At 73.9% G+C, this 22,346-nt stretch carries 16 protein-coding genes and 3 pseudogenes; 10 read left to right on the top strand and 9 right to left on the bottom strand.

Translation table 11 applies throughout. The features are described 5' to 3' along the window. Nucleotides 1-306: 306 nt before the first annotated feature. The 3 genes and pseudogenes from ACH4F2_RS09355 to ACH4F2_RS09345 all read left to right on the top strand — a co-directional run. The gene (locus ACH4F2_RS09355) at nt 307-876 is read left to right on the top strand and encodes a hypothetical protein (protein WP_398132081.1); all 570 of its coding nucleotides are present in this window, start codon (nt 307-309) and stop codon (nt 874-876) included. Between the two features lie 141 nt (nt 877-1,017). After that, nucleotides 1,018-2,214 (top strand): N-methyl-L-tryptophan oxidase, encoded by a 1,197-nt coding sequence (solA, locus tag ACH4F2_RS09350; protein ID WP_398132080.1) that lies wholly within the window; start codon nt 1,018-1,020, stop codon nt 2,212-2,214. Continuing rightward, nucleotides 2,202-2,625: pseudogene (locus ACH4F2_RS09345) on the top strand (SRPBCC family protein); the annotation flags it as partial. The gene solA and the pseudogene ACH4F2_RS09345, both read left to right, overlap by 13 nt. A 123-nt stretch (nt 2,626-2,748) precedes the next feature. Here ACH4F2_RS09345 and ACH4F2_RS09340 read toward each other — a convergent pair. From ACH4F2_RS09340 to ACH4F2_RS09325, 4 genes are all read right to left on the bottom strand, one after another. Further along, a complete protein-coding gene (locus ACH4F2_RS09340; protein WP_398132079.1) occupies nt 2,749-7,410 on the bottom strand; it encodes a hypothetical protein in 4,662 nt (1,553 codons plus the stop codon). Between the two features lie 70 nt (nt 7,411-7,480). Continuing rightward, complete coding sequence (locus tag ACH4F2_RS09335; RefSeq protein WP_398132078.1) at nt 7,481-8,362, bottom strand: hypothetical protein; 882 nt, start codon at nt 8,360-8,362, stop codon at nt 7,481-7,483. Between the two features lie 106 nt (nt 8,363-8,468). After that, nucleotides 8,469-9,995 carry a hypothetical protein gene (locus ACH4F2_RS09330; protein WP_398132077.1) on the bottom strand — a complete coding sequence of 509 codons (1,527 nt, stop codon included), beginning with the start codon at nt 9,993-9,995 and terminating at the stop codon, nt 8,469-8,471. Nucleotides 9,996-10,085: 90 nt separating this feature from the next. Beyond that, on the bottom strand, nt 10,086-10,781 hold the full coding sequence (locus ACH4F2_RS09325; RefSeq protein ID WP_398132076.1) for a GntR family transcriptional regulator: 696 nt from the start codon (nt 10,779-10,781) through the stop codon (nt 10,086-10,088). 176 nt (nt 10,782-10,957) lie between these two features. Between ACH4F2_RS09325 and ACH4F2_RS09320 the strand changes: the two genes are divergently transcribed. The 5 genes from ACH4F2_RS09320 to ACH4F2_RS09300 all read left to right on the top strand — a co-directional run bounded on the left by ACH4F2_RS09320 (nt 10,958) and on the right by ACH4F2_RS09300 (nt 15,495). After that, entirely contained in the window at nt 10,958-12,280 is a 1,323-nt protein-coding gene (locus tag ACH4F2_RS09320; RefSeq protein WP_398132075.1) for an MFS transporter, read from the top strand. Then, on the top strand, nt 12,277-13,110 hold the full coding sequence (locus ACH4F2_RS09315; RefSeq protein ID WP_398132074.1) for a putative hydro-lyase: 834 nt from the start codon (nt 12,277-12,279) through the stop codon (nt 13,108-13,110). The genes ACH4F2_RS09320 and ACH4F2_RS09315 overlap by 4 nt, the downstream gene beginning before the upstream one ends. Nucleotides 13,111-13,247: 137 nt before the next feature. Beyond that, the gene (locus ACH4F2_RS09310) at nt 13,248-14,006 is read left to right on the top strand and encodes a LamB/YcsF family protein (RefSeq protein ID WP_398132073.1); all 759 of its coding nucleotides are present in this window, start codon (nt 13,248-13,250) and stop codon (nt 14,004-14,006) included. Beyond that, a complete protein-coding gene (locus tag ACH4F2_RS09305; protein WP_398132072.1) occupies nt 14,003-14,629 on the top strand; it encodes an allophanate hydrolase subunit 1 in 627 nt (208 codons plus the stop codon). Before ACH4F2_RS09310 ends, ACH4F2_RS09305 begins: the two co-directional genes overlap by 4 nt. Further along, nucleotides 14,626-15,495 carry a biotin-dependent carboxyltransferase family protein gene (locus tag ACH4F2_RS09300; RefSeq protein WP_398132071.1) on the top strand — a complete coding sequence of 290 codons (870 nt, stop codon included), beginning with the start codon at nt 14,626-14,628 and terminating at the stop codon, nt 15,493-15,495. The genes ACH4F2_RS09305 and ACH4F2_RS09300 overlap by 4 nt, the downstream gene beginning before the upstream one ends. Before the next feature lie 45 nt (nt 15,496-15,540). On the opposite strand, the pseudogene ACH4F2_RS09295 reads toward ACH4F2_RS09300, so the two are convergent. The 5 genes and pseudogenes from ACH4F2_RS09295 to ACH4F2_RS09275 form a co-directional block, all read right to left on the bottom strand. After that, nucleotides 15,541-15,717: pseudogene (locus ACH4F2_RS09295) on the bottom strand (SGNH/GDSL hydrolase family protein); the annotation flags it as partial. After that, a pseudogene (locus ACH4F2_RS09290) lies at nt 15,716-16,403 on the bottom strand (glycosyltransferase); the annotation flags it as partial. The pseudogenes ACH4F2_RS09290 and ACH4F2_RS09295, both read right to left, overlap by 2 nt. Then, nucleotides 16,400-17,527, bottom strand: a complete 1,128-nt coding sequence (locus ACH4F2_RS09285) for a glycosyltransferase family 4 protein (RefSeq protein WP_398132070.1) — start codon at nt 17,525-17,527, stop codon at nt 16,400-16,402. The gene ACH4F2_RS09285 and the pseudogene ACH4F2_RS09290, both read right to left, overlap by 4 nt. A gap of 243 nt (nt 17,528-17,770) precedes the next feature. Continuing rightward, entirely contained in the window at nt 17,771-19,189 is a 1,419-nt protein-coding gene (locus ACH4F2_RS09280) for a HEAT repeat domain-containing protein (RefSeq protein ID WP_398132069.1), read from the bottom strand. A 334-nt stretch (nt 19,190-19,523) separates the two neighbouring features. Then, nucleotides 19,524-19,916, bottom strand: coding sequence for an ankyrin repeat domain-containing protein (locus tag ACH4F2_RS09275; protein WP_398132068.1), 393 nt, complete (start codon nt 19,914-19,916; stop codon nt 19,524-19,526). 331 nt (nt 19,917-20,247) lie between these two features. Between ACH4F2_RS09275 and ACH4F2_RS09270 the strand changes: the two genes are divergently transcribed. Together ACH4F2_RS09270 and ACH4F2_RS09265 are read left to right on the top strand one after the other, a co-directional pair. Next, a complete protein-coding gene (locus ACH4F2_RS09270) occupies nt 20,248-20,442 on the top strand; it encodes a hypothetical protein (RefSeq protein ID WP_003977410.1) in 195 nt (64 codons plus the stop codon). Nucleotides 20,443-20,504: 62 nt separating this feature from the next. Next, on the top strand, nt 20,505-22,337 hold the full coding sequence (locus tag ACH4F2_RS09265) for a hypothetical protein (protein ID WP_398132067.1): 1,833 nt from the start codon (nt 20,505-20,507) through the stop codon (nt 22,335-22,337). Nucleotides 22,338-22,346: the final 9 nt, after the last annotated feature.

Genomic DNA, 22,346 nt, shown 5'->3' with positions numbered 1-22,346 from the left:
GCACCGGCGGCCGACGATGGTCAGTTGTCCGGTCATTGGGGGAGATTGCCTCCCGGAATCCGGTGGCGGGCGGCAAGTTGCTTCCTCCCGGCGTGGCGGGCGGATTGGCCGAAATTTTTCGCCTGCGTGGGATTTCCGGGAATCCTGGCGGCCCGTCGTTCGTCCTTCACTACGGGAAATGGAGGCGGAATCGGCCGCAGGAGCCGCATGCCGCCCCCGGGCGGCGTAAAGCAGCGCAAGCCGGGCAGCCAGAGGGGAGCCGTGCTTCGTACACGGGAGAGCTGTCTGCTGGCGGTGGGGAGTGACATGTTGATGGGCACGGCGGAGCGGCGCATGGCGCCGGAGGAGGGCGGTGCGGTCGAGTTGACGGCCCGCTCGGCCCCCGAGGTGCCGGATGGTGACATTCCGGCGGCCGGGCCGGACACGTCGGCGGGTGAGCGGCCGGCGCAGTCGGGCCGGCCGGAAGAACGGGAGCAGCAGTCGGCCTACCGGCCGTTGTGGACGGAGGAGCCCGCGCGGCGGCGTCGCCTGCCGGATCCGGTGCGTACGGCGGCCGTACGCGCGGTACTGGTCGTCGCCGTTACGTTGATCATGGCCATGGTGGCCTTCCTGTGCACCATGGCGGGATCCTGGCTGGCGTTCCCCATGGTGATCGGCAGCGTGGCGGGCACGGTGGTGGCCACGTGGGGCGTGCTGGACGTCTGGGTGACGCGGCAGATCTGGCACCAGCGGCACGGCGTGGTGTCGATGCCGAGCAGCACCGCGCGGGCCATGCGGCGCGAGCGTCGCCGGGCCAGGCGGCAGGCCCGGTCCGCGGAGCGGACCCAGGAGCGGATACGCCGACGGGGCGGCGCGGGGCAGTTGTCACACGGCTGAACGGCCGGGTGCCGGCACACCCTGGGTGAGCGGGCCGGCTTCGGCGAAGAGGTGCCTGCCACGGTCGGCGACGAGCCGCTGTTCGACCCGAAGGTGACCCGTGTCCGCCGCTAGGACGCCCCGGCCCCCAGGAGGCCCCCGTTGTCCCCCACCTACGACGTGATCGTCATCGGTCTCGGCGGCATGGGCAGCGCAGCCGCCCATCACCTGTCCGCGCGGGGCGCCCGCGTGCTGGGCCTGGAGAAGTTCGGCCCGGTGCACAACCGCGGCTCCAGCCACGGCGGTTCCCGGATCACCCGGCAGTCGTACTTCGAGGACCCGGCGTACGTACCCCTGCTGCTGCGCGCCTACGAGCTGTACGAGGAGGTGGAGCGGGCCACCGGCCGGGAGATCGCCCTGCTGTGCGGCGGAGTGATGGTCGGCCGCCCCGACTCCTGGCCCGTATCCGGCTCGCTGCGCTCGGCACGCGAGTGGGACCTGCCGCACGAGATGCTGGACGCCCGGGAGATCCGTCGCCGGTTCCCCACGCTCTCCCCGCAGGACGACGAGGTCGCGCTGTACGAGGCCAAGGCCGGTCTGCTGCGTCCCGAGAACACCGTCGCCGCCCACCTCCAGCTCGCCACCCGGCAGAGCGCCGAGCTGCACTTCGACGAGCCGATGACCCGCTGGGAGCCGTACCGGGACGGCGTCCGCGTGCACACCGCCGAGAACACCTACACCGCCTCCCAGCTGGTGATCTGCCCGGGCGCGTGGGCACCGCGGCTGCTCACCGACCTGGGGGTGCCGTTCACGGTCGAGCGGCAGGTCATGTACTGGTTCCAGCCGCGGAACGGCATCCGGCCCTTCCTCCCCGCCCACCATCCGATCTACGTCTGGGAGGACGCGGCCGGCGTCCAGGTCTACGGATTCCCGGCCATCGACGGCCCCGACCACGGAGCCAAGGTCGCCTTCTTCCGCAAGGGGCGGGCCACCACCCCGGAGACCATCGACCGTACGGTCCACGACCACGAGGTGGAGGCGATGGCCGATCACATGTCGGGCCGCGTCCCCGATCTGCCCGGAACCTTCCTCAAGGCCGCGACCTGCATGTACACCACCACCCCGGACGAGCACTTCGTCATCGCCCGGCACCCCTGGCACCCCGGATCGGTGACTGTGGCCGGCGGTTTCTCGGGGCACGGCTTCAAGTTCGTGCCCGTGGTCGGCGAGATCCTCGCCGACCTGGCACTGACCGGTACCACCGCCCACCCCATCGGTCTCTTCGACCCCGCCCGCCCCCGGCTTCGTCCGAGCGGGGCGACCCCCACCGCCGCGCCCGCCCGAGGAGCACGCACGTGACGACCACTCCCCTGTCCCCCCGCCTCATCGCGACCCTTCCGGGCCACTGCTACACCCACCCGGAGATCTGCATGTTCCCGCTCGCCGAGGACCGAACGGTCGTCGAGTGCGACTGGCTGTACTCCCCGGACGTCGTGGCGTCGGGGGCGGACCTGTCACGGTCGGTGGAGCCGTTCCACCGGGTCAACACCCAGGACTTCGAATCCTGCGAGCGGACCCAGCCGGCCATGTCGTCCCGGGCCTTACCGTGCGGGCGGGGTCCTGGTGCCGACCGAGCACCGCATCCGGGTGTTCCACGGGTGGCTGCTGGAGCGGCTGGGGGGGTGTCGTTCGGATCAGGCGGAACCCGGGCAACGGTGTCTGGCCACCGACCCGAGCGGGGTCTGGTGCGTGCCGCCGCAAGGCGGATGAGGGCGACAGGGCGGAGCCCTGTCAACTGACGACAACGCCGCTGGGGGCACCGCCCACGCCCTTCAGGCGGTGGGGAAGTGCGTGCCGGCCCCCGCGACCCCGGCAAGATCCGAACGACACCCCCTATGCCGGTGACTGGGTGGGCCGTTTGAACATCCGGGTCGCCGTGATCTCGCTGTGCACCGTCTCGGCGCCGTCCTCGGCGGCCGGAGTCGGCTGGGGCAGTCCCGGCCTCAGGTGTTCCTCCACGCTGATGTACTTCAGGCCCGCCCGGAGGTCGGCGTCGTTGCGCAGCCGGATGACCAGCGGGAACTCCGCCAGCGCCGTCGTGTCGAACAGGCCGGTGGTGTACAGGAGCTGCACGCCGAGCGCGTCGGACACGGCCCGCTGGAGCTCCAGCAGGTAAGTGGCGTTGGCGCGGCCGATGGGGTTGTCGAGGAACAGGGTGCCGGCGTGCCGGTGCCGGTCGCGGCCCCGGTCGTTGCTGCGGAGCGCGGCCATCGTGCAGTACAGGGCGATGGCCGCGGTGAGGAGTTGCCCGCCGGAGAAGACGTCGCCCATCTGACCGACGGGGACGCGCTCGGCGCGCAGTACGGCGTCGGGCTTGAGGATCTCGACGGCCACGCCCTTGGGCTGGAGTGCGGCGGCGACGCCGCGCAGCAGCAGGGACATGCCGTCGCGACGCAGGTCGGAGTTCTTCTTCACGGCCGCGCGGGTCGCCTCGTCGACGACTTCGCCGAGCCGCTCGGTGAGCGTGGCCTGATCGGGTTCCTCGAAGCGGATGCGCAGGAACTCCTGCCCCGACCACTCGCCGAGGCCCTCCGGAAGCCGGGAGAGCCGCTGGGCGGAGCGGAGGGTGGCGAGCGCCGACTCGACCATGCCGCGCAGCCGGTCCACGATCGAGTCGCGGTTGCGCTCCAGCTGTGCCAGCTCGTCGGTCAGGACCCGGAGCCGGGGCGCGAAGGCGTCCGCCCACTTGGCGGCGTGCTCGGGCAGCGCGGCGGCGGGCAGCTCGCGGATCTGCTGGCGCGCGGGGGTGCGGACCTGTTCGTAGCGGGTGGAGTTGGCGTGGCGGACGAGTGCGTCACTCGCCTCGCGCACGGCGGCCTCGGCGGCGGACAGGTCGGCGGCACAGCCGCGCAGCGAGCGGCGGGCCTCGGCAGCCGACTGACGGGCGTCCTCCAGACCGCCCGGGTACGGCTCGGGTTCCTCCTGCTCCTCCTCGGGCGTGTGCTCCCGCATCAGGTCGCGGAGCATGGCGGCGATCTCGTCGAAGCCGCCGGCCGCGTCCTCGGCGCCGCGGTGCGCGTCGAGCAGTTCGGCGTGTGCCTCGCGGGCGTGGGTGAGCGCCTCGTTGCGGGAGGCGAGTTCGGCGGTTGCGGTGCGCAGCAGGGTCTGGGCGTGCTCGGCGTCGCGCGGGAGGAGTTCCCCGGGGAGTTCGGTGTGGGCGTCGCCGTCCTCGGGTGCGTGCCGTTCGGCCTCGCCGCGCAGCCGGCCGAGCTGCTCGCTCGCGCTGGACATGCGGGTCTCCAGGAGCTGCACCAGCTCCTCGGCGCGGGCGGCGGCGGCCTGCCGGGACGGTCCGTCGGAGCCGTCGGGCGACTCCAGCAGCTGCCCGGCCCGGGTGCGGACCTTGTTGCTGAGCCGGTCCAGTTCGGCGCGCGCCGCGCTCTCGTCGCTCTCCGCGCGGGCCTGTTCGGCGCGCAGGTCGGCGCCGACGCCCACCTTCTCGTAGAGCTGGGAGGCGGCCCGGTAGGCCTCGCGGAGGGCGGGCAGGGACGACTGCGGCGTGTTCGTGCCGCTCTCGGGTGGCGCGTCCGGTACGTCGTCGGGGGCGCCCGCGATCTCGGAGCGCTCGGCGCGCAGTGCGCGGGCGGTGCGGCGGGCGTCGTCGGCGGCCCGCTGGGCGGCGCGCCGGTCCTCGTCGGCGGCGCGGGCCCGCTCCAGGCAGGCCTGGGCTCGGGCCTCGGACTCGGCTCCCTCGTCGGCCAGTTCACGGAGCCTGACCTGCCAGCCGGCGCGCTCGCGCAGTCGGAAGGCGAGTCCGGCGAGGGCGTCGGCGGCGCGGCGGGCCTTCTGCGCGGCCTCCTGCCGTTCGTCCCGCATCCGTACCGCCTCGGCGGCGCTCTCGTCGGTCTCGGCCCGCACCGTGCGCGCCTCGGTCAGTTCCGCCTCCGCCTCCTCGGCGAAGGCGCGCGCTTCCCCCGCGGTCCGCGCCAGTTCGGCGAGGCGTCCGGCGGGGCAGCCGGTGCGCCAGGAGGCGAGCCGGGCCGCCAGCTCCCGGTCCTTGCCGAGCCGGGCGGCGAGGGCGCGGATCTCCTCGTCCCGCTCCGCCGCCCGCGCGCGCAGCGTGTGCCGCTCCTCGTCGGCGGCGTGCTCGTCGTGCATGGCGGGGTTCGGCGGTACGAGGAAGACGTCCCCGGTGTCGGAGCCCGGCGCCGGGGTGGGCGCGAGCAGGGCGGCGGCGGTACCTACGGCGACGGCGGAGCGCGGCAGCAGGGCCGCGTCACCGAGGACCTCGCGGGCGCGGGTGTGCGAGTCGGGGTCGGTGATGATCACGCCGTCGACCAGCTCGGGGCGGGCGGCCAGCACGCGCGCGTGGTCGGCGGGGTCGACGGCCTGCGCGAGGTAGCGCCAGCCCGGCAGGGCGGGGATGCCGTGCTCGCCGAGGAACTCCACGGTGGCCAGCACATCCGGACCGGGCGGCAGCAGTCCGCCGTCGCCGAGCGCACCGAGGATGCGGGAGTCGTCGGCGGCGGCGGTGCGCAGCTCGAACAACTGGCGTTCGGCGGAGGAGACGGTGTCGTCGAGGAGTTCGCGCAGTTCGTCGGCGAAGCGGTCGAGTTCCTCGGGGGTCAGGGCGCCGTCGGCGGCCTCAGGCGCGGCGGCCGGGTCGCGGTCGGTGCCCTGGCGGGGCTGCGGGACACCGGGGCGGGTCTCGGTGGTCAGGCCGAGCAGGTCCGCCAGCCGCTCCTCGGCCGCCAGTGCCTCGGCCGTGCGGCGCTCGGCCTCGTGGGCGCGTTCCGCCGCGGTGGCCGCGTCCGCCGCGCGGGCCGCCGTCAGTTCGGCGCGGCTCTCGGCGGCGGCCGCCTCACGCGCGTGCTCCGTAGCCCGACGTGCGGCCTCCCGGGCGGTGTCCCAGGCCGCGACCGTCGTCTTCTCGGCGTCGCTGGCCGCGAGGGCTGCGCGGGCGGGGTCGGCGTCGGGCGCACTGTCGTCGAGCCAGCCGGCCCGGACCGCCTCGGCGGTCTCCTGCTCGACCTCGGTGAGCCGCTGGCGCAGGTGCCCGGCCTCGCTGCGGGCCCGCTGCGCCTCGGTGGCGGCGGTGGTGGCGTCCCGGTGGGCGGCGTCGCTGACCTCCTGGAGGGAGGCGGACCGCGCCTCTTCCTCGTTGGCGTGGTGCTCGACCTTTCCGGCTGCCGCGTGCAGGGCGCGGACGAGTTCGACGGCGGCCTTGGCACGGGCGGCGAGCGCGGGTGCGGCGTCCCGCTCGGCCTCCTGGATGGCGGCGGACACGCGGGCGACGCGGTCGGCGGCGGCGCGATGGCGCAGGACGGCCTCGGCGGCCTGCCAGGCGGAGTGCAGGGTGCGCGCGTCGGCGAGTTCGCGCTTCTGCGCGGCGGCCGACTTCTCGGCCGCGGTCAGGGCCAGGGAGGCGTGCCGGTAGGCCAGCTCGGCAGCGATGAGACCGCTGCGGTCCCGGGCCGACTCGGCGTGCGTGACGGCGTACGCGGCGGCGGTGACCCGCTGGGCGAGATCGCCGGCCCGGACCCGCTCCTGAGCGCCGCGGGCGGTGAGCCGGCGGGCCAGGGTTCTGGTCCGGCGTTCGGCGGCGCCGTGGATGTCCCGCGCGCGCGTGCGGGCGTCGGCGGCCTCGACGATCCGGCCGAGGAGGTCGACGGAACCGGCGGTGAAGTCGCGTTCGGCGATCAGCTCGGCGCGCCGGCCCAGTTTGCTGCCGAAGCCGCCGACCAGGTCGGCGAGGCCGTCGGTGTCACGGGTGTCGGTGACGGCGCGCAGCAGCAGGTCGGTGAAGTCGGAGTCCTTCTTGACCGCGAAGAGGCCTGCTGCCTCGCCCTCGTCGGCGTTCATCTCGCGCTGGTAGCGGAAGAGTTCGGGGTCGAGGCCGAGCTCTGTGAGGTGCTCGACCCAGCGGTCGTGGATCTCCTCCCAGTGCACTTCCAGGTGCGGGTAGGCCTTGCCGGCCTCGGTGAGCGCGTCCCGGAAACCCTTCATGGTGCGTCGTCGGCCCTGGGCGCCGGATACGCCTTCGACGGGCGGGCGGACGGCGGTGGCCTCGGCGACGGGCAGGTTGTCCAGGGTGAGTCCGGGGCCGGGCCGGAAGGAGTACCAGGCCTCGGCGAACTTCCGCGGGTCGCCGGAGACCTGGCGGCCGCGCCACTCGCTGACCTTGCCGACGACCACGCACTCGCCGGTCTGCACGTGCTGCCACTCCAGCGCCACGTGTCCGCAGTCGTCGGCGAGCAGGAACTTGCGCAGTACTCCGGAGCTGGCGCCGCCCAGGGTGTTGCGGTGGCCGGGCAGCATCACCGAGAAGATCAGCTTGAGCAGGACGGACTTGCCGCCGCCGTTCTCCAGGAACAGCACGCCGGCGGGCGCGGGCCGGCGCGGGGGGCCCACCGGCTCCTCCTCGAAGAACTCCGCCTGCGTGGGCGCGGGGTCGGGCACGGGCCGGCCCACACCGCGCAGGTCAAGCACGGTGTCGGCGTAGCGCGCACCTGCGGGCCCGATGGAGTAGAGGCGGACCCGGGACAGCTCGTACATGGCGGACTCTCGTAAGTCTTCGTGAAGTTGGGGTGCGGGGGGGGAGGCTTGGGCGGTGTCCTGGGCGGTGTCAGGAGGAGTGGAACGGCAGTCCGGCGTCGGCCACCAGCTCCAGGTCGTCCGTCTCCTCGGCGGGCAGCAGCGTCGCGGTGCCGTCGGTCACCGGCACGATGCCCAGGTCCAGCAGCTCGGCCATGGCGGCGCTGCCCGCCATGTCGCGCACCTGGAGCTGGTAACGGGCCGTGGTGCGGTACGTGCCGCCGTTGTCGTCGCCGGTGCGCTGCAGGAAGCCGGACTCGGTGAGGAACGCGGCGGCCTTGCCGACGATGCCGGTGGTGGAACCGGGGAGTCTGCGCGCGTCCTTGGTGGCGCCGGTCGCGCTGCGTCTGACCCAGATCCGCCAGGCGGCCTCCAGACCCGGGGCGTCGGTGACCGGGTCGGTGTTCTCGCCCTGTTCCTCCGCCCGCTCCTCCAGCCGACGGCAGGCCTGGCGGACGAAGGCGTCCACGCCGTTGACCGTGACGCGGCCGATGTAGCCGTCGTCGGCGAGGTCCTCGGGGCGCGGGTAGGCCATGGCGGCGACGGCGAGGTGGGCGAGGCCGTGCAGGAAGCGGTCGCCGGAGTCGGTGGCGGCACGCCGCGCGTAGTCGCCCATGCGGACGGCGAAGACCGAGTCCTCGGCGGCGGTGACGGCCATCCCCGCGCGCGGCGAGACCTCCAGGACGATCAGCCCGAGGCCGGCCGCCACGGCGTCGGCGAGCCGTGCGAACGGCGGGTCCTCGCGGTACCGGCGCAGCAGGTCGGCGTACTCCTGGTCACGCGCGGGCAGCAGCTTGGGCTGGAGGCCGAAGGCGACGAGCCGCGCCGCGTCGGCGGCGTCGGCGGGCGTGACGGCCGTGGTGGCCGGCGCGGCACCCACCTCCGGTTCGCTCCGGTCGACGTGCTCTGTCACGGTCGGTACTCCTCGCTGTGCTGGTGCTGGTGCTGGTTCTGCTCAAGGTGCTGGTGTTGCTCGAGGTGCCGGCGCTGGTGCCGGCGCTGTTGCCGCTGGTGTGTCCTCATGCCGCCTCCGTGCGGTCGGCGGCCATCCCTGCCGCGTCCAGCAGTGCCGTGCCGACGATGAGGTCGGCGCCGCCGAACTCGGGGTCGTCCAGCTCCGTGCCGTCGTCCACGGCGAACAGGAGTTTCGGCTCGCCCTGCCGGTAGGCGGTGCCGACGGGCGGGCTGGCCGCGTGGACGGCCAGCAGGGCGACGAGGTACGGCAGCTCGGCGTCGCGGGTGCGGGCGTCGGCCAGCAGCCCCGACAGTCGGCGCGGTGCGTCGTGCGGCAGGTCGAGCAGCTCCATGGCCGCGGCCAGCTGTTCCTCGCTGAAGCGGCTGTCGTCCGGGGTGGCGATCAGGTCGGGTTCCGGCATTTCGGCGCCCAGGTGCTCCCGCTCCACCGGCGGGGTCAGCAGTATGTCGACGAGGTCGCCGACCCGGACGGAGACGGGCGTGCGCAGACCGGTGCCGCGCGCGAAGAAGGCGTCGGTGACGCGGAGCGCCCGCTCCAGGGGCAGTGGCAGGAGGGGGGCGACGAGATGGCCGTACAGGTCCAGGCCCGAGGTCGTCAGGGGGGTGGCGAAGGCCTGCCGGTCCTGTTCGGCGCGGAAGAGCGGGCCGGCCTCCAGGAGCCGGGACTGGAGCTGGGTGTGGCGGCGGATGCAGTCCTTGACGATGTCGACGAGCTCTGCGGCGCGACGCTTGTGCTCGGGGTCCTCGGACTCGTCACGGGCCTTGCGGATGTTGGTGAGGATCGCGTTCTCGTGACGGTACCGGTCGGCGACGTGGTCCAGGGCCTCGGCGATCATGTCGGGGACGGCGCTCAGCCAGTCCACCGCGCGGACGTTGCGCCGGGTGGCGTCCAGGGCCCTGCGCAGGGTCTCCGAGTACTGCACGGTCCGGTACCGGGCCTGTTCGGCGGCGAGCTGGGCGTCGGCGAGGCGGCCGCGGCTGATCAGCACCTCCAGCTTGACCTCGGCGGCGATCTGGGCGCTGGTGACGTCGGTGTCCAGGGCACCGACGAGGACGTTGACCGCCTCGTCCGTGGTGCGCAGGTAGACGGTGCCGCCGGGGCCGGGGACCTCTTCGAGCAGCTTGAAGTCGTAGTCACGGCGCACGTAGGTGCCGTCCGGCCCGAAAGTGCCGTACACCGCGCGGAAGCCGCGGTCGACACTGCCGACGTTGATCAGGTTCTCCAGGACCCAGCGGGCCACCCGCTCGTGCTCGGCGGCGGGCCGTGCCGGGGACTGGGCGGCGACGCGCGGGATCAGCCGGGCCACTATCTGGTCGTGGTCGGCGCCCGTGTCGAAGTCCATGTTCAGCGTGACGAGGTCGATGGCGGCGAGGGCGACCTCGGCCATGCCGTACACCGAGTACTCACCCGCGAGGTTCGCCTTGCGCGCGTCGAGGTCGTGCAGCGGCGCCGTGCAGGCGAGCGCGCGCAGCCGCCGCGCCAGTCCTTCGTCGGCGGCCGGGCCCGGGGCAGGGCGCGGCACCGCGCTGAGCTGGGGCGGAACACTGTCCGTCGATGCAGGCGAAGTCACGGTGCACAGACTAGGTCCTCGGTCTGACAACCACCCAAACGACGCAGATGGGCCCCGGCGAGACAGGCTCCGCGGGGCGCTGTGGGGGGGCTACCCCTCGTCCCCGACCCGCCGCAGGTAGACCTCCACGACCCGCTTCAGCGAGTTCTCGAGGTAGACCGCGAGCAGCCGCTCCGCCGTCTCCCGCTCGCCGGTCTCCAGGACTTCGAGGATCTCCGCGTTGCGCGCGATGTACGGCTCGTGCAGGCGCCGGGGGTCGTCCACGACGTGGAAGGCGAGGCGCAGTTCGGCGAAGACGCTGCGCATCAGCTCGTCCGTGCGTTCGCTGCCTGCCAGGGCCACCAGTTCCCGGTGGAAGTGGATGTTGGCGGTACCCACACCTTTCCAGTCACCTTCGCGGGCCGAGCGCCGTCCGTCCTCGACGGCCCCGGCGAGTCCGTCCAGGACGTACGGCGGCTCTCCGAGGCCCCTGACGACGGCGCACTCGACGAGGGCGCGGGTGCGGTAGATGTCCTCGACGTCCTCGACGGTCAGGACCCGGACGAAGACGCCCCGGTTCAGCTCGTGGACGAGCAGGCGTTCATGGGTGAGCAGCCGGAACGACTCACGCAGCGTGTTGCGTGAGACCCCGAGCGCGCCGCCGATGCTGTCCTCCGACAGCCGGGTCCCGGGTGGGAAGTAACCCTCGGCGATCCGGCTCCTGAGGATGTCGGAGACCCGCTCGGCGGTGCTGGTGCGCCCGAGGAGGGCGCGGTCGTCCGCCAGTCCCGTCAACTGCTCTGCCATGCCCGGAATTCAATCGCAGATACCAGAACGAAACAACAGGGGTATTGAGGGATCGTTGAACGATCCCCTACGGTGCCCTCACGTGTCGGTACGGCGCCCGCTCCGCTCACCGCGCCGCCGTACCGACCGGCTCGCTCTCGACAAGCACCCTCCGTCCTCCCACTGCGAGGTGCACCATGAGCACACCCCCTCCACCACAGGCACTGACCGCCGAGACCCGTCCGTCCGGAACGGGTGAACACCCCTCGGAAGACGGCCCGTTCGGCTGGCTGCGCGCCCTCGGTCCGCGGGGCCGCCGCGCCTTCGGCGGCGCGTTCGGCGGCTACGCGCTCGACTCGTACGACTACTTCACCCTGCCGCTGACGATGGTCGCGCTGGCCGCGTACTTCGGCCTGGACAGCGGCCAGACCGGTCTGCTCACGACGGTCACGCTGGTCGTCTCGGCGGTCGGCGGCGCCCTCGCGGGTGTCCTGGCTGACCGCGTCGGCCGGGTCAAGGCGCTGCTGCTCACCGTGATCACCTACGCCGTGTTCACGGTGGCCTGCGGCTTCGCGCCCAACTACGAGACGCTGCTGGTCTTCCGGGCACTGCAGGGCCTCGGTTTCGGCGGCGAGTGGGCGGTCGGCGCGATCCTGGTCGCCGAGTACGCGAGCGCCAAGCACCGCGGTCGCACGCTCGGCGCGATCCAGAGCTCCTGGGCCGTGGGCTGGGGACTGGCGGTGGTCGTGTACACGCTGGTGTTCTCGCTGGCCGGTGACGACCTCGCGTGGCGCATCATGTTCTGGACGGGCGCGCTGCCCGCGCTGCTCGTGGTGTGGGTGCGGCGCAGCGTCCAGGACGCGCCCGAGGCCGCCGCGGCCCGCCGGAAGGACCCGGCGAAGGGCTCGTTCGGGGCGATCTTCGAGCGGGGCACGGCCGACTCGCCGGGCCTGCTGCGGATCACGCTCTTCGCGAGCCTGCTCTCCACCGGCGTCCAGGGCGGCTACTACACCCTCGCCACCTGGGTTCCGACGTATCTGAAGGACGAGCGCGACCTGTCGGTCGTGGGCACCGGTGGTTATCTGACGTTCCTGATCTCGGGCGCCTTCATCGGCTACCTCACCGGCGGCGTCCTCACCGACCTGCTGGGCCGCAAGCGCAACATCTGGCTCTTCGCGCTGCTGTCGGCGCTGTGCATCCTGGCGTACGCGAACATCCCCAGCGGCGCCAACACGCTGCTGCTGGTGCTCGGTTTCCCGCTCGGCTTCTGCATGTCGGCGATCTTCAGCGGCTTCGGTTCGTATCTGAGCGAGCTGTACCCGACGGCGGTACGGGGCGCGGGGCAGGGCTTCACGTACAACACCGGGCGCGCCGTGGGCGCCGTCTTCCCGACCACGGTCGGCTTCCTGGCCGACAGCTGGGGTGTGGGCGGTGCGCTGGTCTTCGGCGCCATCGGCTACGGCATCGCGGCGCTGGCTCTGCTGGGGCTGCCGGAGACGCGCGGAAGGGAACTGACGTGAAACGCTCCCACCGCACGGCCGACGACCGGCCGATCATCCTCGTCGACGAGCACGCGCACGCGTGGAGCCCGAGAACGGCCCGCTCCCGCTTCCGGGAAGGGCTGACCGGCCCCACGGCCGGGGCCGCGGCCGGCCACACCCAGGCCAACCTGATCTCGGTGCCCGCCGACTGGGCGTACGACATGCTGCTGTTCTGCACCCGCAACCCGAAGCCCTGCCCCGTGCTCGACGTCTCGGACGCCGGGTCCTGGTCCACCGCGCTCGCCGACGGCGCGGACCTGCGCACCGATCTGCCGCGCTACCGGGTGTGGCGGGACGGTGAGCTGGTGGACGAGCCGACGGACGTACGCGCCCACTGGCGGGACGACCTGGTGTCGTTCCTGATCGGCTGCAGCTTCACCTTCGAGTGGGCCCTCACCGCGGCCGGAGTCCCGATCCGCCATGTCGAGCAGGGCCGCAACGTCCCGATGTACGTCACCACGCGACAGTGCCGTCCCGCCGGGCGGCTGCACGGGCCGATGGTGGTGTCCATGCGCCCGGTGCCGCCCGAGCACCTGTCGGCGGCGATCCACGAGACCAGTCTGCTCCCGGCGGTACACGGCAGCCCGGTGCACTGCGGCGACCCGTCGGCGCTCGGCATCGACGACCTGGGCCGGCCGGACTTCGGCGACCCGGTGGACCTGGAGCCGGACGACATCCCGGTGTTCTGGGCCTGCGGAGTGACCCCGCAGGCGGCGGTCATGGCCTCGCGTCCGCCCTTCGCCCTCACTCACGCGCCGGGGCAGATGTTCCTCACGGACGCCCGTGACGAGCAGTACCGCGTGGCCTGACGGCGATGCCGGGGGAACCCGTCCCGGAACGGAACCGGAGGGTCCCGGAACGGAACCGGAGGGTCCCGGAACGGAACCGGAGGCAGGGGGAACCCGGCCTCGGAACGGAAACCGGAGACACTGGAGACACTGGAGACATGACCTCGATCGACCTCAACGCCGACCTCGGCGAGGGCTTCGGCCGCTGGCGGCTCACCGACGACGAGGGCCTGCTCTCGGTCGTCACCAGCGCCAACGTGGCCTGTGGCTTCCACGCCGGGGATCCGGCGACCATGCGGCGGGTGTGCGAGGCGGCCGCCGAGCGGGGCGTGAGTGTCGGCGCGCAGGTCTCCTACCGGGATCTGGCCGGTTTCGGGCGGCGCGCGATGGACGTGCCGTCCGGCGAGCTGGCGGCCGAGGTGGCCTATCAGATCGGCGCCCTGGAGGTCTTCGCCCGGGCGGCGGGCACGCGCGTGGCGTACGTCAAGCCGCACGGTGCCCTGTACAACCGGGTGGTACGGGACGAGGAGCAGGCGGCGGCGGTCGTCGACGGGGTGCTCCTCGCGGGCGGCGTCCTGCCCCTGCTGGGGCTGCCCGGCTCGCGTGTGCTGGAACTGGCCGGCCGGGCCGGGCTCCCGGTCGTCACGGAGGCGTTCGCGGACCGCGCGTACACCGACGAGGGCACGCTCGTGCCGCGCGGGCGGGAGGGCGCCGTGGTCACCGACCCGGCCGCCGTCGTGGAACGCGCGGTCTCACTGGCCGTCTCCGGCACCGTCACCGCCCGCTCGGGGCAGCGGGTCGGGGTCCGCGCGCGTTCCCTGTGCGTGCACGGCGACACGCCGGGCGCGGTGGAACTGGCGCGCCGGGTGCGGGAGCGGCTGGAGTCGTCCGGCGTCCGCGTGGAGGCCTTCGTATGAACGTGCTGCCCGTCGGTGACGACGCCCTGCTCGTCGAGGTCTCCTCGGGCGAGGAGGCCGAGGCACTGCACGCGGAGCTGCTGCGGCGCCGCGCGGAGGGCACGCTCGCGGCCCGGGAGATCGTCCCGGCGGCCCGCACGGTCCTCCTCGACGGCCTCACCGATCCGGCCCGCCTCGCGTCCGAACTGACCGCCGCCGAGGTACCGCCCGCTCCCCCGCGCGCGGGGCCCGTCGTCGAGCTCCCGGTCCGCTACGACGGCCCGGACCTGGCCGACGTCGCCGCGCACTGGGGTGTGGCGGTGGAGGAGGTGGCGCGCATCCACGCGGGCACCGGGTTCCGGGTCGCCTTCTGCGGGTTCGCGCCCGGCTTCGGCTACCTGACCGGCCTGCCCGCGCGGTACGACGCCCCGCGCCGGGACACCCCTCGCACGGCCGTCCCGGCCGGTTCGGTGGCGCTGGCGGGGCCGTACACGGGCGTCTACCCGCGCTCGTCGCCGGGCGGCTGGCAGTTGATCGGTACCACGGACGCCGTGCTGTGGGACCACACACGCGTGCCGGCGGCCCTGCTGTCGCCGGGCACGCGCGTGCGGTTCGTGCCCCGCGGGCGCCAGGGGGGTTCATGACGGACCGGGCGCTCGCCGTCGTCCGGGCCGGGGCGCTGACGACCGTGCAGGACCGGGGCCGCCCCGGCCACGCGCACCTCGGGGTCCCCCGCTCCGGGGCACTCGACGCGCCGGCGGCGGCGCTGGTCAACCGGCTCGTCGGCAACCCGCCCGACGCCGCCGTCCTGGAGACCACGCTCACGGGCTGTGCCCTGCGCCCGCGGTGCGCGGTGACGGTGGCGGCCGGCGGCGCTCCCTGCCCGGTGACGGTGGACGGCCGGCCGGTGCCCTGGGGTGCGCCGGTCGGCGTGCCGGCCGGTGCGCTGCTGGATGTCGGGGCGGCCGACTCCGGCGTCCGCACCTACGTGGCCGTCTCCGGCGGCGTCCTCGTCGAGGCGGTCCTCGGCAGCCGCTCCACCGACCTGCTGTCCGGCCTGGGGCCGCCGCCCCTCGCGGACGGCATGGTGCTGCCCCTGGGGCGACCGCGCGGACGGCACGCGCGCGCGGACGTCGCCCCGCAGCCGGCTCCCCCGGCGGAGCTGGTCCTGCGCGTGACGCCGGGACCGCGCGCCGACTGGTTCACCGCGGAGGCGCTACGGACGTTCGCTTCGCGCACTTACCGGGTGTCGCCCGCGAGCAACCGCATCGGACTGCGTGTGGACGGACCCGCACTGCGACGCGCCCGCACGGGCGAACTCCCCAGTGAGGGCATGGTGCTGGGGGCGGTGCAGGTGCCGCCCGACGGCCGACCGGTCGTGTTCCTGGCCGACCATCCGACGACCGGCGGCTACCCGGTGATCGGCGTCGCCCGCACCAGCGACCTCCCGGCGGCGGCCCAGGCTGCGCCGGGGACACCGGTGCGCTTCGTGTCCGTGCGCAGGGGCTGACGCCGCCGCACCTGCGGTCGGGGGCGCGGCGCGCCCGTACGGTCGGGCGGCGGAGGTGCGCAGGTCGAGCCGGGCGCTCGTCCCGCGCGCGTGGTGGCGCAGTTCGGCGGCGGCCAGGCCGAGGAGTTGGGGCAGGAGGTCGGTGCAGCGCCGGGCCACCCAGCCGGTGCCGGCGGTGGCCAGCCACCACAGACTCGCCGACCGGGTCGGGGCGCGGAACTCGCCGGAGCGCCGTCAGCGCGTCCAGTGCCGTGCCGGGCCGCTTCTCCACGGACAGCCGGGAGCACATCACCAGCAGGGTCTCGTCCACGCGCGCGTGCCGGGCGCGCAGCCCCGGATCGCGCAGCGCCGGGTGCCGCCCGGTCAGGTCGACCCCCAGGGGCGCCCGTACGACGTCGCGGGCCCCGACGCGGACGAACTCCCGCTCGGCGAACTCGGTGGGGCACACCACGCGCGCATAGGTGTGCGCCGTACGGATGTTGAGGGCGGGCGGTGCGCCGGGCAGCCCGGTCGGGCAGGCCCCAGGCGCGCAGCACCCCGTCGGCGGTCTCGTGGGAGACCATCACGGAGGGGGTCCTGGCCCGCCGGGCCCACTTGCCGGTCCAGCGCAGCGTCGTGCGGTCGGACACCTCCAGTCGGTCGGGGGCCGGCGTCTCCAGCAGCGCGGCCACGCGCCGCCGGTCGGTCAGGACCCGGTATCCGCCGGTGCCCGGCAGCAGCGGTCCTGGGAGGGTGATGACCCGGCCCTGTTCGGTCTCCCGGTCGTCGGCGCGCTCGCCGGGGACGACGAGGACGGGGTCGTGTCCGGCCGCCCGGAAGCCCCTGCCCAGCTCGCGCAGGGCGGTGCGCAGGCCGCCGGAGGCGGGGGCGACGAAGTGGGCGAGCCGGACGATCCGCAGCGCGCTCATGCGGCCGGCACCGCCTTCCGCGAGGCGAGCACGTCCGAGTAGTGCCCGACCAGCCGGTCGCCGACGGTGGCCCAGGTGCGCCCCTCGACGGCCGCCCGCCCGGCCGCCCCGTACGCGGCGCGCAGCACGGGGTCGGCGGCCAGGGACCACACCGCGTCCCGTACGGCGGCGGCGTCGCCCGGCGGCACGAGCAGCCCGGTGCGCCCGTGGGCGACGAGGTCCAGCGGGCCGCCGGCCGCGGGCGCGACGACGGGCACCCCGCTCGCCATGGCCTCCTGCACGGTCTGGCAGAACGTCTCGAAGGGGCCGGTGTGCGCGAAGACGTCCAGTGAGGCGAAGACCCGGGCGAGGCCGTCGCCGGTACGGCGGCCGAGGAACACCGCGCCCGGCAGCGCCTGCTCCAGGACGGGCCGGCTGGGCCCGTCGCCGACGACCACGACGCGCACGCCGTCCAGGCGGCAGGCGCCGGACAGCAGCTCCACCCGCTTCTCGGGGGCGAGCCGCCCGACGTAGCCGACGATCAGCTCACCGCCCGGGGCCAGTTCGCGGCGCAGTGCCTCGTCGCGCCGGCCGGGCCGGAAGCGGGCGGTGTCCACCCCACGCGGCCACAGCGCGACCCTGGGCACACCGTGCGCCCGAAGGCCGCGCAGGGCCGCACTGGACGGGGCGAGCGTGAGGTCGGCGGCGGCGTGCACGGAGCGGATGCGCCGCCAGGCCGCCGTCTCGCCCGCCCCCATGTAGGTACGGGCGTACCCGGCGAGGTCCGTCTGGTAGACGGCCACGGCGGGGACGCCGAGCCGGGCGGAGGCGGCCGTGCCCCGGACACCGAGGACGAAGGGGCTGGCCAGGTGGACGAGGTCGGCGCGGTGCTCGGCGATCGCGGCGGCCACGCGCCGGCTGGGCAGGGCGACGCGGACCTGGGGATAGCCGGGGAGCGGGAGGGAGGGGATCCGGACGAGGGGGCACGGCGCGGTGGTGTCCGCCGTGTTGCCGGGGGCGGTGGCCGGGGCGACGACGACGCAGTCGTGACCGCGGTCGACGAGATGCCGGGCGGTCTGGAGTGCGCAGTGGGCGACGCCGTTCACATCGGGCGGAAAGGATTCGGTCACGATGACGACACGCATACCGGTGTTGTCGCCGGATTGGACGTGCTCGCGTCAACGTCGATCTTTCCTGGCGCGGAACGTCCCATGAGCGTTGCCCTGCCCACCCGAGCGGGTCGGTCCGCGGCCATGCCCGCCCGACCCGCGGGTCACCCGCCGTTCGCACGGAGGACTCCGCCGTCCGGGCGGACCGTCGCCGGCGGGCGGGCACACGGCGTCACACCCGTCCGCACAGCGGTTTCCGCCCCGCGGTCTTCGCGCCGCTCACACGGCGGGCGCGTCCGGTCCGAAGCGGCTGCGTACGGCCGTCTGGACCTCGTCCTCCTCCGCCGGGTCGGCGGCGAGCCTGCGCAGCCGTTCGACGACGCGGTTGTCGCCGGTCTCGGCATGGCGGGCGGCGAGTTCGCGGGTGGTTTCCTCGCAGTCCCACAGGCACTCGATGGCGAAGCCCGCGGCGAAGGACGGGTCGGTGGCGGCCAGCGCGCGGGCGGCCCGGCCGCGCAGGTGGGAGGAGGCGGTCTCGCGGTAGATGTGCCGCAGCACGGGGGCGGCGCAGGCGATGCCGAGCCGGCCGGTGCCGTCGACGAGGGTCCACAGGGTCGGCGCGTCGGGGCCTACCCCGCGTACCGCCTCCCGCAGTGCGGCGAGGACGAGGTCGCGGTCCCGCGCTGCGCCCCGGCAGGCGAGTACGCGTCCGGCAGCGGCGCCCAGGGCGTCGGGCCGGTGAACCCATCGGCGCGCCAGGTCGACGGCGGCGAGGCTGCGCATCCGCTCGAAAGCGGCGACGGCGGCCTCCACGACCGGTGTCGAGCCGGTGTTCACGGCGCCCTCGATCAGGTCGAGGGCGTCCGGATCATTGCCGTCGGCGAGATAGCGCAGGGCGGTGCAGCGTGCTCCCTCGTCGCCGGAGCGCGCGGCCTCGACGATCTCGGGCCGGTCCTCGGGGCCGGCGACGGCCGTGAGGCACCGGGCGGCCGGCACGTGGAGCGCGGCGCCGCGCTCCACGCCCTGCTGGGCCCACTCGAACACGGCACGCACGCTCCAGCCCGGACGTGGCCCGGTGGGGCTCATCTGCCGCTGCCAGCGGTCGAAGGAGCCCGCCTCGTGGGCGGCACGCACGCGCGTGGCGATCGATCGGCGCGGATCGTCGGCCCACAGCCGCCAGGGCCGGGGCTCGAAGGCGTCCCGCACGGCGACGGCCAGCTCGGCGTCGCCCTCGGCATCGCGCGGGAAGCGTGCCAGGACGGGGGCGGCGAGGGCGCGCAGACCGGCGTCGTCGTCGCGCAGGGCCAGCTCGTCGAGGGCCCACGCCCAGTTGACGCCGTGAGCGGCGTACCTGCGCAACAGCTCCAGCGCGTCCAGCCTGCCGTAGGAGGCGAGGTGGCCGAGGACCGCAAGGGCGAGCCCGGTGCGTGACTCGTCGCCGTCGAGGATGTCCTCGGGGTCGAAGAGGTGGGCCTCGATCGCGTCCAGCTCGCCGTTCAGGTCGAGGTAGAGGCGGGCGTAGTAGAGGGAGCGGTTCTCGACCTGCCAGTCGTGGCGGGGGTCGTGCAGCACACAGTGGTTCAGTGCCGCGAGCGCTTCGGCCCGCGGAGCGGTGAGCGCGTGCAGCGTGCCGTCGCCGCGACCCCGCTGAAGCAGGCCGAGCAGCGTACCGCTGGGCGCTATGACCGGATCGAACATGGGAAACAGCCTCACATCAAGCGTCGACGCAACCGGGGAGCACGCGTTACCTGGCCGTGCGCCAACACGTCGGAGCGCCCGTCGTCTCTTGCTTGCTGAAGACCATGTTCCTCTGCCTCTCGTCGATGGCCCGTGCGGGCCGTGTCACGGCCCGCGCGGTGCGGCAACACCTGCCCAGCCATCGCGTCCGTGAACCACGTCGTCATGATGACCCGGCGGTCACATCTGCCGCGACCGAAATTTCGGCGGCCCGGTACCGCCTCCCCCGTTTTTCGTATTTTCCCTGGTCAGAAAGTGTGGAGCCGATCCGGATCAGTCCCGGCCCGGCGTCCGGTCACTGGGCGCCGAACAGCTCCAGCAGCTCCGTCCGGGCGAACATCCGCGCCGTCTCGACGGCCGACGGGGTACCCGCGGCCGGATCGGCACCGGCCTCCAGGAGCGCCCTGGTCACTTCCGTCTCACCCTTGAACGCGGCACCGGCGAGCGGTGTCTGCCCCCGGTCGTTGACACGGTCGGCCTCGGCACCGCGGGACAGCAACGCGCGCACCGCGTCGGCGTGCCCGTGGTAGGCGGCGAGCATGACGAGGGAGTCGCCGCGGTCGTTGGTGAGATTGGCGGGAACACCGGCGTCCACGTACGCCACCAGTTCCTCGGTCCGCCCCTGCCGGGCCAGATCGAAGATCTTGGTCGCCAGCTCCACGACCTCCGGGTCGGGGGCTTCACTCATCGGCCGGACCACCTCTCACTACGTACGTTGCGGACGTCTCGTACGTGACGAACGTCGGGGACTGCGTGTGCGTACGGCCGCGAGCGGTGCGGCCGTACGAGTGAATCGCCAGGGTACTGGCTCGCGCGGCACATGAGCCGATGTGCCCGAGGTAAAGATCAGCACGGACCCCGCCGAGCGCAACAGCCCTGCTCAACCGGCCTAGTGGAGCACTCCGCCACCTGGGGTAATTCAGCTGAATTTCCCCCATTTGCACCTTTTATCGTATGGATACATGCTGTGAGCCTGGAAGTACTCATGGTGACTGTCCCCGCGAACCAGGAGAACTCACATGATCCTCTCGATCTCAGGCGTGGTCCTGCTCGGCATCGTCGTCTTCATCTTCTTCCGCAAGGACGGCCTCAAGGCCTCGCACGCGCTGGTCGCGGTCCTGTTCGGGTTCTATCTGGCGAGTACGGCCATCGCCCCGAGCATCAAGGCAGGCGGCGAGAGCCTGGCGGGCCTCCTCGGCGGAATCAAGTTCTGACGCCCCTCTCCCCTGTCCGACCACCCACACGTACGCACGTACGCGATTCCCAGGAGGCAGCAGTGGCCCGGCGGCCCCTCCCCCGCATTCTGAGCAACGGCGGCGCACAGCTCGCCCGGAGCCGGGAGCTGGCCCGGACGGCGGCCGACAGCGCCACCGACGTCCTCCAGCCGCTGATCACGATCGCCCGCGGTCTGCGCCGACTGGCCTCGGCCGCGCGGCGCAGATGGGCCGAGACCCCCAAGGACCGGCGCGGCGCGCTGCTGTTCCTGATGGCCTCGGTGGTCCTGGTCGTGGCACTCGTGCCGTACGGCCCGCTGCTCGCCGTCGTCACCCTGATGGCGGCGGCAGCATGGCAGGGCAGGGACCGCCCCCCGCCGGAGCCGGAGGGCCCCGACGACTCCCAGACCAAGCGCCTGACGTCGCTCTACGAGGCGCTCGTCCCGTACTTCTCCGTCGCCGAGGACCCAGACCCCCTGTACGCCCACGGCGGCGCCTGGGAGAAGGCGTTCCCGGCGTACGAGTTCGACGACACCGGCCGCTTCGCCCACCTGGTGATCCGCTACCCGGCGTACTTCACCGACGGGGAGGCCGAGACCCGCGCCCGGATCGAGCACCTGCTCACCGCGAAGTCCGGCCGGGGCCGGGAGTACCACTTCTCGTGGGACGAGGAGGCCAACCTCCTCACCGCCGACGTGCTCGCGGCGCTGCCCACCGACATCGCCGCGCAGCGCTTCGTGACGGCGCCCGGCGAGACCGTCCTCGGTTTCACCGACCCGACCCTGGTCCAGCGCACTCTCCCCCTCGTCCACGGCGAGGAGCGGCGCGATGTGCCGCCGGTCGTCTGGCGTACCGGCATCCGCTCGACCGAGCCCCACCTGCTGGTCGTGGGGCAGCCCGGAACCGGCACGTCCACCCTGCTGCGCTCGGTCGCGCTGCAGGCCCTGCACCACGGCGACCTGCTGATCATCGACGGCGGTGGCACCGGTGAGTACGCCTGTCTGGTCGGCCGGGACGGCGTCCTGGCCGTCGAGGGCGGCCTCACCGGGGCACTGACCAGCCTGGAGTGGGCCGCCGCCGAGACGGAACGCCGGCTGATCTCCGTCAACCGGGCCCGTCAGGAGGGCCGGGCGGCGCCCGACGACACCCGGCGACCCCTGTGGGTCCTCCTGGACCGGCCGAGCGCGTTCGCGCACCTGGCGGCCGCGGACGGCCGTCGGGACCCGCAGTCCCTGCTCCAGGTACCGCTGCGGCACGGCCGGGCCGCCAACGTGACCGTGGTCGTCGCCGATCAGCTGGACGCCCTGGACAGCCTCAGCGACGCCGTACGGCAGCACACACGCGCGCGTGTCGTCCTCGGCCCGGCCACGGCGGACGAGCTGGCGGCCGTGCTGGGCGCTCCCCCGCACACCACGCCCGTCGACCAGGTACCGCCCGGCCGGGGGTACGCCCGCCTGGGCACCGGCCCGGTGCACCGCCTCCAGGTCCCGGCCACGCCGGACCCCTACGACGACGCGACGAGCGACGCCCACCGGCAGGCGGTGCTGGACCTGCTCCCGCCCCGCACGACGCCGGCGGACGGGGAGCAGGCGCCGATCCCCGTGGAGGCGGAGGCGGCGGAGCCGAAGCCCGTCTCCACCGAGAAGAAGGACCCCCCGCCCAGGACCGGGACCGAGCCTGAGAAGCCGGCGGCGGACACCGAGCCGAACCCGGCCGCGAGGAAGACGGCGGTGGTGAAGTCGATGGCGGAGCCGGTTCCGCCGGAGCCCCTTCCGTCGGAGCCCCTTCCGTCGAAGGTGGTTCCGTCGGAGACAGTTCCGTCGGAGCCTCTTCCGTCGAAGGTGGTTCCGTCGGAGACGGTTCCGGCCAAGGCGGCCGCGGCGGAGACCTCCTGACACCCGACC

This window comes from Streptomyces sp. NPDC017890 (assembly GCF_044328675.1).
In the GTDB taxonomy this organism is placed as follows: Bacteria; Actinomycetota; Actinomycetes; order Streptomycetales; family Streptomycetaceae; genus Streptomyces.
The sequence above is the reverse complement of the archived record's forward strand: the minus strand, read 5'-3'. Positions and strand labels throughout refer to the sequence as shown.

Excerpts from the sequence above, each read along its gene's own strand:
- ACH4F2_RS09355 (WP_398132081.1), top strand. The coding sequence starts at position 307 with ATGTTGATGGGCACGGCGGAGCGGCGCATGGCGCCGGAGGAGGGCGGT.
- ACH4F2_RS09340 (WP_398132079.1), bottom strand. The coding sequence starts at position 7,410 with ATGTACGAGCTGTCCCGGGTCCGCCTCTACTCCATCGGGCCCGCAGGT.
- ACH4F2_RS09325 (WP_398132076.1), bottom strand. The coding sequence starts at position 10,781 with ATGGCAGAGCAGTTGACGGGACTGGCGGACGACCGCGCCCTCCTCGGG.
- ACH4F2_RS09320 (WP_398132075.1), top strand. The coding sequence starts at position 10,958 with ATGAGCACACCCCCTCCACCACAGGCACTGACCGCCGAGACCCGTCCG.
- ACH4F2_RS09310 (WP_398132073.1), top strand. The coding sequence starts at position 13,248 with ATGACCTCGATCGACCTCAACGCCGACCTCGGCGAGGGCTTCGGCCGC.
- ACH4F2_RS09305 (WP_398132072.1), top strand. The coding sequence starts at position 14,003 with ATGAACGTGCTGCCCGTCGGTGACGACGCCCTGCTCGTCGAGGTCTCC.
- ACH4F2_RS09300 (WP_398132071.1), top strand. The coding sequence starts at position 14,626 with ATGACGGACCGGGCGCTCGCCGTCGTCCGGGCCGGGGCGCTGACGACC.
- ACH4F2_RS09285 (WP_398132070.1), bottom strand. The coding sequence starts at position 17,527 with ATGCGTGTCGTCATCGTGACCGAATCCTTTCCGCCCGATGTGAACGGC.
- ACH4F2_RS09280 (WP_398132069.1), bottom strand. The coding sequence starts at position 19,189 with ATGTTCGATCCGGTCATAGCGCCCAGCGGTACGCTGCTCGGCCTGCTT.
- ACH4F2_RS09275 (WP_398132068.1), bottom strand. The coding sequence starts at position 19,916 with ATGAGTGAAGCCCCCGACCCGGAGGTCGTGGAGCTGGCGACCAAGATC.
- ACH4F2_RS09270 (WP_003977410.1), top strand. The coding sequence starts at position 20,248 with ATGATCCTCTCGATCTCAGGCGTGGTCCTGCTCGGCATCGTCGTCTTC.